Source organism: Paraburkholderia sp. LEh10 (assembly GCF_017814945.1).
In the GTDB taxonomy this organism is placed as follows: Bacteria; Pseudomonadota; Gammaproteobacteria; order Burkholderiales; family Burkholderiaceae; genus Paraburkholderia.
In genome coordinates this window covers 48,563-60,779 of record NZ_JAGIPX010000006.1, presented here as the reverse complement: position 1 = coordinate 60,779, position 12,217 = coordinate 48,563, and the positions used below count along the sequence as shown (strand labels likewise).

The window sequence follows — 12,217 nt, the reverse complement described above, 5'->3', positions numbered from 1 at the left end:
GTACCTGCTCGGGACGAGCATCCGAGAATGACATGAAATCCCGCTTCGTTACCATCATCACACTGCTCGCCGCCTGGTTTAGCATGCCAGGTCAGACACTGGCCGGAGTTCCCGCTTCCGGGACCGCTGGCGATCCGGCTCCCGCCGCGGTTGCCACCTCAGGCGACTCCGCGCATGGCAAGCTGTTGTTCAATCGCTATTGTGTAGTCTGTCACGGCACTGCCGGCAGCGGCGGACTCGGGCCCAGTCTAAGGAAAGTCGAGAGCCGCTTATCCGGCCCGCAGATAGCACATCAGATCAAGGAGCCAAGGGCCGCGATGCCACGGCTATACCCCGCTCCGCTGACGGAAGACGACGTGCGTGATGTAGTTAGCTATGTGCAGACGCTTTGATGCTGGATCGGCGCGTTAGCGGAGCCCGCATCGTCCAACGACGATGGGTGGACCAGATCCGCGCCAGGCGTGCATCGCAGTGCCTAGTTCGCAGCATCCGCCAGGTGGACGGGGAGGCGCGGCCGGTCCAAGGCATTGGAGTCGCTTTGGAAAGTCCCGGTCCACTTCCTCTCAAGTTGAAGCTTCTCGACGCGCTCAAGGAGAAACTCGGTGAATACGCGGATTTTCGCGGGCTGATGACGCCTGCTCTGGTACGCCAGATTAATCGTCAGCCTTGGCAGTTGCCAGTCTTCCAGGATTGGAATCATCAATCCAGCGACGATATCCTCGTAGATGATGTAAAGCGGCTGGATGACGATACCCATGCCGGCACGTCCGGCGGCGCAGATCACCTGTCCTTCGTTCGAGTCGAGCGCGCTCGTGATGGGTATGGTGCGGGTTTCATCGCCGCGCCGAAGGTGCGCGACGTAGGGATCCACCGCCAGGTTGTAGATCAGCAGTCGGTGGCGCGCGAGATCCTCAGGCTCGGAAGGACGGCCGTGCGCGGCCAGATAAGCTGGGGAAGCCGCCATCACTCGGCGCGTTTCGGCGAGACGGCGCACGGTTATTCTCGCATCGCCTTCGTCCTGCCGAGTGCGAATGGCGACGTCGATGCCGGATTCGATGAAGTCAAGATACCGATTCGCCGTTACGATCTGGACCGACAGATTGGGGTATTTATCACTGAACTCCGCAAGCCACGGAGCAATATACATCACGGCGAACGATACCGAACTTGTAACTCTCAGGACACCGCGGGGACGGAGGGTCGCATCGGTGGCTGCCGCGTCCGCTTCGGCCATCTCAGCCAGTACCGCTGTGCAACGGCGATGATAATCGCGCCCGGCATCGGTGAGCCATTGACGCCGAGTCGTGCGCTCGATCAGACGCGTTCCAAGACGGGCCTCAAGCGCGGTCAACGTGCGGCTCGCCGCCGCGCTCGACATCTCAAGGCGCTCGGCGGCCTTGGACAAGCTACCCAGGTCCGCGGTCAAGACGAAAAGCTCTATCTGCAGCCAGCGATCCATGCCGCGGATTGTTCCATTGAGCGGGAAGGTCATTTGACTATAGTGCATTTTTTCTCTCGAAGAGAACGACTAACGTATCGTAGAACGCATGCTTAAGTGCATATTTGGAGACGTGCAAGATGCAAAACATTAACGAAGACACCATTACCCAAGCCGTGCTCGCTTCGATGGCCGGGTGCCGCAACGAGCGATTGCGTAGGATCATGACCTCGCTCGTGCAGCATCTGCACTCATTTGCCCGGGAAGTGGAACTCACGGAAGACGAATGGTTTGACGCAATCCAGTTCCTGACCGATGTCGGTCACATCACCGACGACAAACGCCAGGAGTTCATCCTTTTGTCCGACACACTCGGACTTTCGACGCTCGTCACATCGCAGAACAACAAGAAGCCCGCGGCTTGCACCGAGGCGACGGTTTTTGGGCCGTTCTTCGTTGAAGACGCGCCCGAATACAACTGCGGCGATGACATTGCGAACGGTGCGCGAGGCGAAACCTGCTTCGTGCAGGGAAGGGTGGTGGGTCTCGACGGCAGTCCAATTGCCGGCGCTCTGCTCGACGTATGGCAGTCTGACGAAGATGGTTTCTACGACGTCCAGGCGCAATTGCAACCGGGTGAAGCGCTGCAGCATCGCGCCCGTGCCAAGCTCCGAACTGGGGCCGATGGGCACTATTACTTCCGCTCGATCCTGGCCGAAGCTTATCCCATTCCGCACGATGGACCTGTCGGACGCATGCTAGCGGCCACGGGACGTCATCCGTGGCGGCCTGCGCACCTGCATTTCATGATTCAGGCGCAGGGCTACGAAACGCTGATCACTCACGTGTTCCGCAACGGCGATAGGTATCTCGACTCCGACGTGGTCTTTGGCGTGAGGTCGACCCTCATCGCGGACTGGAATCGGCAGGAAGCCGGGATCGCGCCGGACGGCACGCGTATGGAGCGGCCTTTTTATACCCTCGACTACGATTTCATCCTCAACCCGACGGCGGCCAGTCGGTGATGCACTCCTGATGCACTCCATTAGAGACGAAGCTCGGCATCCGGATGTCGGCTGGATTCGAACGAGAGCGGCCATGCGTCAGTTGCCCGCGCTCTCGGGCACGCACGTACAAACCTACAGACAGCGTTACATATGACCAAACTTGATTTCGTATACCAAGGCCGGGCCGGGCGCGTTGTGTTTGGCGCCGGGAGCCTGCAGCATCTCGAACGGGAGCTATCGCATCTGAATGCGAGGCGTGCGCTGGTCCTGTGCAGTCCCGAGCAGCACGCGATCGGCGAAGCGATTGCTGCACGACTTGGAGAAAGGTCCGCTGGCGTGTTTGCACGCGCGACGATGCACGTGCCCATCGAACTCGCCGAAGAAGCGAGATTACTCGCTCGCGAATTGGACGCAGACTGCGCTGTCGCCGTTGGCGGAGGGTCCACGATCGGACTCGGCAAGGCAATCGCCCTCGAGTCCGAGCTGCCGATTCTCGCTATTCCGACTACCTATGCGGGCAGTGAGATGACTCCTATCTTCGGAGTGACGGAAGGGGCTCTCAAACGTACCGGAACCGACCTGCGGGTACTGCCCAAGACTGTGATCTACGATCCGGACTTGACGCGCTCGTTGCCCATTGAACTTTCAGTCACTAGCGGGATTAACGCGATCGCGCACGCCGCAGAAGGGCTGTACTCGCAGGACGCGAATCCGGTCACGAGTCTGATGGCGGAGGAAGGAATCAGCGCACTCGCGAAAGCCCTGCCGGCAATCGTCGCGAATGCCAGCGACATCGACGCACGATCGCTAGCGCTTTACGGCGCGTGGCTTTCGGGCGCGGTCCTCGGAAGCGTCGGCATGGCTTTGCACCACAAGCTGTGTCACACGCTGGGCGGCACTTTCAATTTGCCCCATGCTCAGGTTCATACCATCGTGTTGCCGCATGCGCTTGCGTTCAACGCGAGCGCAGCACCGGAAGCAATGAGCCGAATTGCACGCGCGCTCGGGTCCGCGACCGCCGCATCAGGCGTGTATGAGCTCGCGCGAGCCAATGGCGCGCAGGTCGCGCTCAAGGATATCGGGATGGCCGCGGAAGATCTCGACCGAGCCGCTGACATCGCAAGCGAGCGCCCGTATTGGAACCCGCGCCCGATTGGTCGCGATGGCTTGCGTGCCCTCTTGCAGGATGCATTCGACGGAGCGCCACCTCGCGATCGCTATTAAGGCTCGTAACCGATCGCCGATCCGGCTAGCCATCGACGCGTGTCGCTAGAGACTGATCATAGGCCCTTCCAAAGCAACACCGCAGTCGTCGGCGTTCGCGTCCTGTGATCAGACACGCAGGTAATCAGGGAAAGGGTGTGGAGGCGCTCGTCGCGGTCGCCGTGCTTGCGCCTGGCATGGTGCTGCGCTCGGTGAGCCGTCCGGTCCAACGGCACAACGATAACCGCGCAACGGTTTTCATCTCCGGATCGGTGCCCCAGAATTCGCGCCTGCCTTGAGTCATCAAATCATCGAATAAGCCGATTGCATTGACCGACTTTCTTGAACGCAGGGGGCACTTGCAATGCGCGCGGCGGCCGCGAGTGAACCGACCTCAGGACAATCCTTTGCGCGCGCCCACAGAAACAGCCTTCAGGCACGGACCCATCGAAAAATCCACACGATAACGGCGATTCTTTGAGCTTTTTGTTCATTGTCTTTGAAGATATCGTGGCCACGAAATAACCCACGTCGGAAGGACCTCGCCTGCGGGCAGTCGGACCGATAGCACGGATCCACGGAGACGAAACATGAAAATCCTGAACCGCTTCGCACGGTACGCTAAATGGGCTTTGCTCACTCTCTCGATTGCGGCCAGTTCGCACGCATTCGCCCAAGAAGGGGCCGCCTTGTGTGATCGGCATTTTCGAATGCGGGACTAAGTCTCCGAGAACGTGGGCAAGAACAAGCAGGTGATGATCACCATCGCGAACCACGACGACGCGAAGCAGCGCTGTGGACATTCACGATTTGATCTCGCGCGGCGTGGACAACCAAATAGGTGTTCAAGCTGAAAATTCTTACCAACCCGCAGTGAACCAGGGCATCACTGCCTCGAAGAGGAATGATTTATGAGCAATCCAATGACTCACACCGGCCTAAAAGTGGGCTGGATCGGCCTCGGCAAGATGGGCGTACCGATCACCGACAACTTGCTGAAGGGCGGCTTTGACGTGACCGTGTTCGATATCAATCAGGCGCGCTGCGGCGAACAGGCCGCGAAAGGCGCGCATGTCGCGCCGAGCGTGCGCGACCTGGCGGGCGCGGTCGACGTAATCTTTTCGATCATTCCCGACGACGCCGCACTCAAGGCAATCGCGCTCGGTGAGGACGGCGTCATTGCGGCGGCGCGCGCCGGCACGGTGTATGTTGATATGAGCACGGTTTCGCCGAGGGCGTCCGAAACCGTGCGCGACGCGGCGCGCTCGCGCGGCGTGCACTACGTCGCAGCCCCCGTGTCGGGCAGCACTGTGCTTGCTGAAACGGCGCAGTTGACGGTATTCGCATCTGGTCCCACGCAAGCCTATTCGATCGTGAAACCGGTATTCGACACCCTCTCATCGAAACAGTACTACGTGGGCGGTGACCAGGAGGCGCGATATCTCAAGCTCGCCATCAACCATCTCGTCGGGTCGACGGCCGTGCTGCTTGGCGAGGCCCTGACGCTCGGCCGCAAGGGCGGGCTCGACTGGAAGCAGATGCTGGATGTCATCGGCGACAGCGTCGTGGCATCGCCGCTGATCAAATACAAGCTCGAATCGCTCAGGCAGCGTGATTTCTCACCGGCGTTTTCTTCCACGCAGATGCTGAAGGATATGTCTCTCGTGGTCGACGCGGGCGAGCGCGCCGGTGTGCGAATGGAAGCGGCAACGCTGGTGAAAAACAAGTTCGCGGCCTACGCGGGCGGCGACGGCGCGGAACTCGATTTCTTTTCGATTCTGCGCGCCATCGAAGCCGACTCACAACTCGACTAGCCCGTAGTACGGCGTGTGCCGCCCGCAGCGGCGGCGTCGCGCAGCATGGTCCCCAACGCGCGGGTCGCAGGCCCGGCGATTTCCGGATTGGTGAATCGCATATAAATTTGCACCGTACGGCGGTTGCCTTGAGGCAATTGCAGCAGCCTGAGCTTGCCCTGATCGACGAGCGGCTGGACCACGTGCTGGGGCATCCAGGCGAAACCGAGGCCCTGCACTACGGCTGCGATCGAAGTGTGAATATTCTGAACGGTCCACTGCGGCGTGCGATTCGCGCGCTCTTCTTGCTTCAGGAACAGCGAATCCGTGTCGGTCGTGACGATCTGGGTATGATCGGACAAATCCCTGTCCTGTATCGGCCGTCCCAGTGTCTGCAGCGCATGCGCGGGGTGCGAAACGGCCACGAAGTCCAGTTGCATCAACGGCTCGCCGATATTGCGATGCGACTCGTCCGCGCTGACCACGATGTCGGCTTCGCCCGACTGCGCTCGATCCACGCTGTCGCTTGCCCTTTCTTCGATGCGCAGTTGCGTATGCGGCACTTCGCTGCGAAACCGGCTGAGCGCCTGAAGCAATAGATTGGTGGGAAACACGCCATCCACCAGCAGGCGCACTTCGGCTTCCCAACCAGCCGAAAGATGCCGCGCGACAGCCTCCAGCCGATGTGCGTCTACCAATATCTCGCGCGCCATGCCGAGTAGTACTCGGCCTTCCGTCGTCAATACCGAGCGCCGTCCTTCGATTTGAAGCAACTCGACGCCGAGGCGTTCCTGCAGCTTCGTAAGCATATAGCTGATCGAACTCTGGCTTCGGCTTAGCTTGACGCCGGCGCGCGCGAAACTCCCTTCTTCGGCGACCGCGCTGAGCACGGCCCATTCTTCAAGCGAGGTGCGGGGAGTCGACAATTGATCATCCTCGTGGAATGTTTCAATCGGGTTACCAGAACGATTATCCGCTCCGAACGGCGAGGCGACAGCATCCGCTCTCGCGCACTTCGGGCAATCCCTCGGTTGCGCTCCGATGCGTGCATTCGCGTCCACTATACATTTAATTTATTGATCAGTCGGTGCCATTTTTTGCACTTTTTGTTCGAGCGCGTAAAAGATATCGTGGAGTCACGATCAAATATGTCGCGAGAAGGACAAGCCTCATGAGCCGCCTCTATGTACTGATATTCGAAGACAAGCCCGATCTTCTGTCACTCCGCGAGCGGACGTTGAATGCACACCTGCGCTACCTCGTCGAACAGACGAGGGTGGAGGTACTTCACGGCGGAGCGACGCTCGATTATGAGGCGGGCAATGTGAACGGCGCCGTTATGATCATTTCGTCTGACGACCTCAAGGATGTTGGCGATTTCGTCGCGCATGATCCATTCACCCTGGCGGGACTGTTCAAGGAAGTAAAGATCAAGCGCTGGGATTACTCGATGAGTGCGTTGACGGTCCGCCAAACGGGCGCGGCAACGCGCTAGTGGCATCTCAACTGGCATCTCGCGGCCTGAGGCTGCGGGCCCATGCGGGTGGCACTCGAACAGGCGACTTTCGGTTGATTGGCGAGTACTGTAGGCCTGTGGAATAGGGTGATCGGGGCGCAGTATTTACTTAGCGCACGGAGTCGAAACTAACAGTGAGCGAGCGATGAGACTTAAGGAAAAAGTAGCAGTAGTGACGGGCGGAGCTCAGGGTATCGGCCTCGCGATCGCGCAGCGGCTGGCGCGCGAGGGGGCGTGCGTGACGATTGCGGATCTGAATCGCGATCTGGCTGAGTCGGCGGCGCAGCGGATCCGCGACGATGGCGGCGAGGCGCTCGCCGCACAGACCGATGTAGCGGATCGCGAGCAGGTTCGCGCAGCCATCGCGCGAACGACCGAGCGATACAGCAAGCTCGATCTGATGTTCAACAACGCGGGTTTTAACAAGCCCATGCCCTTTCTTGAAGTGACTGAGGAAAACTGGAACGCGGTACTCAGAGTGAACGCGCTCGGCGTGCTGATCGGTATGCAGGAAGCGGCCAAGGTCATGATCAAACAGGGGCATGGCGGCAAGATCGTCAATACGGCATCGATCGCCAGCCGGCAGGGCTACCCCGATTTCGCGCCATACTGCGCAAGCAAGTTCGCGGTCGTGGCATTGATTCAGGCTGGCGCGCGAGCGCTTGCACAGCATCGGATCACGGTGAATGGCTTCGCGCCCGGCGTGGTTGCCACGCCGCTGTGGGAAACGCTCGACAAGGATCTAATGGCAATCGGCTCCAGCTCGAAGCCCGGCGAGGCCATCGAGTCGTTCTCTTCGGCAATCCTGCTTGGCCGGCCCGCCCAGGCCGACGAGGTGGCCGGTACGGCGCTGTTCCTGGCATCGAGTGATTCTGACTACATGACCGGGCAGATCGTTGCAATCGATGGCGGGATGGTGCTGGTGTGACCGAGCCTGCGCAACTGGATCCACAATCGCGCATCGCGTGGATCGGTGTAGGAACAATGGGCCGGCGGCTCTGCGCCCGCGCGATCGCAGCAGGCTATCGCGTGACGGCCTTTGACACGGACCCGGCGTGTCTTGCTGAAATCGTGGCCCTCGGCGCGTTACCCGCCTATTCGGTCGCGGAAGCAATACGCAACGCCGACATCATCGTGTCGACCGTCCCTGGCGACGATGCGCTGCGAGCAATTTCGATCGGCGAGCAGGGCTTGCTCTCCAACGCGCGACAGGGCGCGGTGTTCATCGATACGAGCACGGTTTCGCCCGCCGTCTCTGCAGAGGTTGCGCGGGCCGCCGAGTCCTGGCAGATCAGCTACCTGCGTGTCGCGATGTCAGGAACGGTAACCCACGCCGAACAGGGAACGCTGATGCTGATGGTCTCCGGCGATCCCGCGGTGTACGAACACGCGCGCCCGCTGATCGACGTGTTCGGCAGCCGCCAGTTCTTCGTCGGCGGTGCCGAGGAGGCTCGTTACGCGAAGCTCGTCGTCAACCTGCTGATCGCGGTGACGGCGTGCGGGCTCGGTGAGGCGCTTGCACTAGGCCGTCGCGGGGGCCTCGACTGGTCGCAGATGCTCGACGTGATCGCCGCAAGTCCGGTCGGTTCGCCCATGTTGCATTACAAACTGCCGCTGCTGCGCGCGCGCGAATTCGCGCCGCAGATGACCACCGAACTGCTTGCCAACGATATCGGCTTGATACTCGCTGCGGCCAGGAAAAACAGTGTGCCGGTCTCGCTGTGTTCACTGTCACAACAGATGTTCGAGACCCGTATTGCCCATGGTGGTGCGCAGGAAGACTACATCTCGGTGATCAAGCTGTTCGAGTGGATGGCTGCAATTAACGACGAACCGGCGCTCGCGCCCGGGCACATCGCCGACGCGGATAAAAGCAATCCGTGAGCAACGACACAGGGCTGGGACGACCAACGCCGAGCCTACCAAATTCTTGAACAGTGGCCGGACGGCCGCAAAACATTTGGAGCGAGAACATGCATTTCACTGTCTATTGCCTGGATCACGAAGGAATGGTCGACAAGCGCCGCGAATATTACGAAGCGCATAAGGCATATCTGGCGACTTCGCCGATCGCGACCATCATCTCGGGCCCGCTCCTCGACGAAGATGGTCAGACGATGATCGGCAGCTTCTTTCTGTACGAAAGCGACGATCTCGACGCCGTGAGGCATTTCAACCGGGATGATCCGTTCAATAAGGCCGGCATTTGGCGCAGCGTCGAGATTCGTCCGTTCTTGAAGCGCGTCGACAATCGTTGACATGACGGCTGCCGCGAGGCAGCCGCGTGTTGATTCACGCAGTCCAACCCTCTCGGATATGTCGGCATCGTTTTTCCGAAAGAGCCGTGAAGGCGATTTCGGGCGATTGCTTCCAAAATAAAAAACAGCAATTGCTTCATGTCGATCTTCGCAGCGTAGAAAGCCCACTGTGAATAACAAGGTAGCTTGGAAAAACACATCGATTAATATAAGGATACCTAAGTGAAACGATTGATGCGCTTCGCTGCGTTGTTTGCGGCCGGTATATGTTCGGCTCACGCGCAAAGCAGTGTGACACTGTACGGACGCGTAGGGTCTGGATTCGACTTCGTCAGCAACGTGGCGACGGCAAGCGCACAGTCCAAAAACGTGTACAGATTCGGGAGTAACCAGTACGGCATTAGCTGGTGGGGGCTAAAGGGCTCGGAGGATTTGGGCGGCGGCCTTCACGCAGTATTCAACCTGGAAAGCATGTTTTCGGCTGGCACGGGCCAACTACCCGGAGACAGCTTGTTTAACCGCTATGCCTATGTCGGTCTGGCGAGCGACAGGTTCGGTTCCTTGTGGGTAGGACGCGCCATGAGCTTGACTGACGAAACTGGCTTCTACCTCGACCCGCTCGGCGAACAGTCCATTGGTATCGCGACGTTGGTGTACGGGCGCTCCTGGGGCTCGCGTGCGAATACCGTCACATACAACTCTCTCAAATACGGTGGGCTGGAGTTCCGCGGGCAATATGGCTTCGGCAATGAGGCTGGCAACTATCGCGGTAGCCGACAGATGAGCGCCAGTGCGAGCTATACGGCCGGCGGGTTGAACTTGCGCGGCGTCTACGAAGAGATTCGTGACGCGAACGGAAAGTTTTCCAGCCTGTATAGCGCTTCCCGCGAGTACATGGTTGGTGGAACCTTTACTTGGGAGCAGATCAAGATCCTGGGCGGCTTTGAGCAGTTGGTTTCGTCGGGACACGACACGATTGCCGAGGCCAACAATCCCACTGCATCTACTCGCAGCCAGCAGGAATGGATTGGTGTGAATTGGCAAGCCTCGGCAGCACTCCTCTTGCGGGCCGGTGTCTTCCACGCGAACGTTAATAACGGAGGCGGTAGTGGCACCCTCGGCGTCGTCGGCGCCGACTACTACATCTCGAAACGCACCTCGTTCTACGGAACGTTCGGCGCGATGTTCAACGGTGGCAGTGCTGCGTTTCCGGTCGAAACCGCGGATCAACCCCCTCTTGCCGGGCACCACCAACAGGGCGGGTACTTCGGCGTCATGCACTACTTTTAAGCGCGAGGTGTTTGCTTGAAACGGCCCGCGTGAACTGACCAATGACGCTGCCTGCTCCGCGTGCTACCGACTGTGCCTGTTTGGCCATAGCCGCTGTGCAGACAATGGCGACGCCGGGTGGCGCTCAGGCTGTTGAAGCGATTCATGGTGTGTGTCCTGTGAAGCTTGGTCGAAGATGATCAAGGCGTGGAGAAACTATGAACCGCTGGGTCTCGTTTGACGTTCCAAGCTCTTACCGAGGACGTTCGAGAATATCGAACGAGTGTTATCGGCTCTACCAATGGCTGTTGCGGCCCAAGCGCTCCGCGCCTTGCAAGGTCGATTCGTCCGTACAGTGGAAATATCTTCTTCTTGCGACGCATTTTTCCCAGTAGGACTTCAGCCTACAGTAATCGTATGGGAGACGCGACCTTGCGGCGCTTCAATCATTACGGCGCGGAATCCATTGCGCGTGTGGAAGACGCTCGGCCGGAAACGGGGTGGTGTTGGTTGGGCTCCACGAGTGATTGGCGGCCCATTCGCTGTCTACACCTCGCCAGAACTACGGCGGTGTCTCTGGCGGTATTCGGTCCCCCTAGGACAGCCGTACAACCTTAGCGCCTGAATACATCTGGATGGAAACCCAAGGCGCGCCATCACATTTCAAGGAGCAATGCCATGAGTGACAAAACTTCGTTCATCGTTCATCTGCCCGGCAAGCCGGAGCATCGCGAAGAGCTCGAAAGCAAGCTTATCGCGGTCCTGGAGAGGATGGCCGAGGAGCCTGACTTCATCAACACCTATCTGCACCGGTCAGTGGATGATCCGGACACGCTCGTTCTCTATGAAACATGGGCCTGCAGCCGCGAGCATTTCCAATCTCATCACCTGAAGGCGCCATATCGGCGCGAATACGAAGCTGCGTTGCCGACGTTGCTCAAGCGCACGCGCACGCTGGAGTTCCTCGAACCCGTACGCGATTATGTCAAAAGCACCAAGTGATGCGCAGATTCAAGGCGCTGTGGCGCCAGGTCGCGAAAAGTCGCCGTCTCGGCGAACAATTTGGGCAGTCCGTCCGTTCGCGGGACGTTATAGCAGGTGATTTTGTGACGCCGATGGGTGCTGCCGCAGCCTTGCGGCAGGCTTTTTTCAAATTGATTGTTCCGCGAAATCGTGGAGCGAAACGAAGCAAGGAAGAGACATGCTATTTCTCATTTATCGCAAGGATAAGCCCGGCAGCCTGCCGATCCGGATTGCGAACTATGCTGCGCATCTCGAATATCTCGGACCTTACGCGGCGAGCATCGTGGTGGGCGGACCGACGCTCGGCGCGGGAGCTGGCACTGGCGATGAAGATATGACTGGGAGCTTCCTCATTTTGGACGCCGAGGGATGGGAGGAGGCAGAGCGATTTATCGCGGACGATCCGTTCACCAAGGCCGGCTTGTTTGCGACAGTCATTGTCGACCGCTGGAAGCACGGAAAGCATAACGACGTCAACCCTGAATGAAGAGCCCCGGCACTCGACAGTCCTAACGAGGCTCCGCCCCTGCGGAGCGCTCGCGGTGTAAGTGGCTCCGTCGAGCCGACTGGGACGTGCCCAGGAAAATGTCGCATGCCACCGGATTGCCTGCAATAACGGACTGCACCTACGATGGCCGTGCATGTTTTGCCCGGACTCGAACGAGCACCACGTCTTTGACACTGGGCACACCGGTGGCGTCTGCGAGAAG

At 59.4% G+C, this 12,217-nt stretch carries 13 protein-coding genes; 11 read left to right on the top strand and 2 right to left on the bottom strand.

Annotated elements, in window-relative coordinates:
* Positions 1-32: 32 nt before the first annotated feature.
* Positions 33-392 (top strand): cytochrome c, encoded by a 360-nt coding sequence (locus J8I87_RS46255; RefSeq protein ID WP_209930703.1) that lies wholly within the window; start codon positions 33-35, stop codon positions 390-392.
* 83 nt (positions 393-475) lie between these two features.
* Here J8I87_RS46255 and J8I87_RS06905 read toward each other — a convergent pair whose 3' ends face one another.
* Entirely contained in the window at positions 476-1,459 is a 984-nt protein-coding gene (locus J8I87_RS06905; protein WP_209930824.1) for a LysR family transcriptional regulator, read from the bottom strand.
* A 119-nt stretch (positions 1,460-1,578) separates the two neighbouring features.
* On the opposite strand from J8I87_RS06905, the gene J8I87_RS06900 reads away from it, so the two are divergent.
* The 3 genes from J8I87_RS06900 to J8I87_RS06890 all read left to right on the top strand — a co-directional run bounded on the left by J8I87_RS06900 (position 1,579) and on the right by J8I87_RS06890 (position 5,462).
* A complete protein-coding gene (locus J8I87_RS06900) occupies positions 1,579-2,463 on the top strand; it encodes an intradiol ring-cleavage dioxygenase (protein WP_209930702.1) in 885 nt (294 codons plus the stop codon).
* Positions 2,464-2,595: 132 nt separating this feature from the next.
* The gene (locus J8I87_RS06895; RefSeq protein ID WP_209930701.1) at positions 2,596-3,669 is read left to right on the top strand and encodes a maleylacetate reductase; all 1,074 of its coding nucleotides are present in this window, start codon (positions 2,596-2,598) and stop codon (positions 3,667-3,669) included.
* A 902-nt stretch (positions 3,670-4,571) separates the two neighbouring features.
* Positions 4,572-5,462: an NAD(P)-dependent oxidoreductase gene (locus tag J8I87_RS06890; RefSeq protein ID WP_245253745.1), complete on the top strand. Its 891-nt coding sequence runs from the start codon at positions 4,572-4,574 to the stop codon at positions 5,460-5,462.
* On the opposite strand, the gene J8I87_RS06885 is transcribed toward J8I87_RS06890, so the two are convergent.
* Positions 5,459-6,502, bottom strand: coding sequence for a LysR family transcriptional regulator (locus J8I87_RS06885; protein ID WP_209930699.1), 1,044 nt, complete (start codon positions 6,500-6,502; stop codon positions 5,459-5,461). The two genes, J8I87_RS06890 and J8I87_RS06885, sit on opposite strands and share 4 nt — an antisense overlap.
* Before the next feature lie 110 nt (positions 6,503-6,612).
* On the opposite strand from J8I87_RS06885, the gene J8I87_RS06880 reads away from it, so the two are divergent.
* The 7 genes from J8I87_RS06880 (at position 6,613) to J8I87_RS06850 (ending at position 11,994) form a co-directional block, all read left to right on the top strand.
* Positions 6,613-6,936 (top strand): YciI family protein, encoded by a 324-nt coding sequence (locus J8I87_RS06880; RefSeq protein ID WP_209930698.1) that lies wholly within the window; start codon positions 6,613-6,615, stop codon positions 6,934-6,936.
* 166 nt (positions 6,937-7,102) lie between these two features.
* Complete coding sequence (locus J8I87_RS06875) at positions 7,103-7,885, top strand: SDR family NAD(P)-dependent oxidoreductase (RefSeq protein ID WP_209930697.1); 783 nt, start codon at positions 7,103-7,105, stop codon at positions 7,883-7,885.
* The gene (locus J8I87_RS06870) at positions 7,882-8,841 is read left to right on the top strand and encodes an NAD(P)-dependent oxidoreductase (protein WP_209930696.1); all 960 of its coding nucleotides are present in this window, start codon (positions 7,882-7,884) and stop codon (positions 8,839-8,841) included. The genes J8I87_RS06875 and J8I87_RS06870 overlap by 4 nt, the downstream gene beginning before the upstream one ends.
* 89 nt (positions 8,842-8,930) lie before the next feature.
* The gene (locus J8I87_RS06865) at positions 8,931-9,215 is read left to right on the top strand and encodes a YciI family protein (protein ID WP_209930695.1); all 285 of its coding nucleotides are present in this window, start codon (positions 8,931-8,933) and stop codon (positions 9,213-9,215) included.
* Positions 9,216-9,437: 222 nt separating this feature from the next.
* Positions 9,438-10,505: a porin gene (locus J8I87_RS06860; RefSeq protein WP_313064073.1), complete on the top strand. Its 1,068-nt coding sequence runs from the start codon at positions 9,438-9,440 to the stop codon at positions 10,503-10,505.
* Between the two features lie 657 nt (positions 10,506-11,162).
* The gene (locus J8I87_RS06855; RefSeq protein WP_209930694.1) at positions 11,163-11,486 is read left to right on the top strand and encodes a putative quinol monooxygenase; all 324 of its coding nucleotides are present in this window, start codon (positions 11,163-11,165) and stop codon (positions 11,484-11,486) included.
* 199 nt (positions 11,487-11,685) lie between these two features.
* Positions 11,686-11,994, top strand: a complete 309-nt coding sequence (locus J8I87_RS06850; RefSeq protein ID WP_209930693.1) for a YciI family protein — start codon at positions 11,686-11,688, stop codon at positions 11,992-11,994.
* The last annotated feature ends 223 nt before the right edge of the window (positions 11,995-12,217 follow it).

Bases quoted from the DNA above. Each gene is read 5' to 3' on its own strand.
- J8I87_RS46255 (WP_209930703.1), top strand. From the start codon at position 33: ATGAAATCCCGCTTCGTTACCATCATCACACTGCTCGCCGCCTGGTTT.
- J8I87_RS06875 (WP_209930697.1), top strand. From the start codon at position 7,103: ATGAGACTTAAGGAAAAAGTAGCAGTAGTGACGGGCGGAGCTCAGGGT.
- J8I87_RS06905 (WP_209930824.1), bottom strand. From the start codon at position 1,459: ATGGATCGCTGGCTGCAGATAGAGCTTTTCGTCTTGACCGCGGACCTG.
- J8I87_RS06895 (WP_209930701.1), top strand. From the start codon at position 2,596: ATGACCAAACTTGATTTCGTATACCAAGGCCGGGCCGGGCGCGTTGTG.
- J8I87_RS06855 (WP_209930694.1), top strand. From the start codon at position 11,163: ATGAGTGACAAAACTTCGTTCATCGTTCATCTGCCCGGCAAGCCGGAG.
- J8I87_RS06880 (WP_209930698.1), top strand. From the start codon at position 6,613: ATGAGCCGCCTCTATGTACTGATATTCGAAGACAAGCCCGATCTTCTG.
- J8I87_RS06865 (WP_209930695.1), top strand. From the start codon at position 8,931: ATGCATTTCACTGTCTATTGCCTGGATCACGAAGGAATGGTCGACAAG.
- J8I87_RS06890 (WP_245253745.1), top strand. From the start codon at position 4,572: ATGACTCACACCGGCCTAAAAGTGGGCTGGATCGGCCTCGGCAAGATG.
- J8I87_RS06900 (WP_209930702.1), top strand. From the start codon at position 1,579: ATGCAAAACATTAACGAAGACACCATTACCCAAGCCGTGCTCGCTTCG.
- J8I87_RS06850 (WP_209930693.1), top strand. From the start codon at position 11,686: ATGCTATTTCTCATTTATCGCAAGGATAAGCCCGGCAGCCTGCCGATC.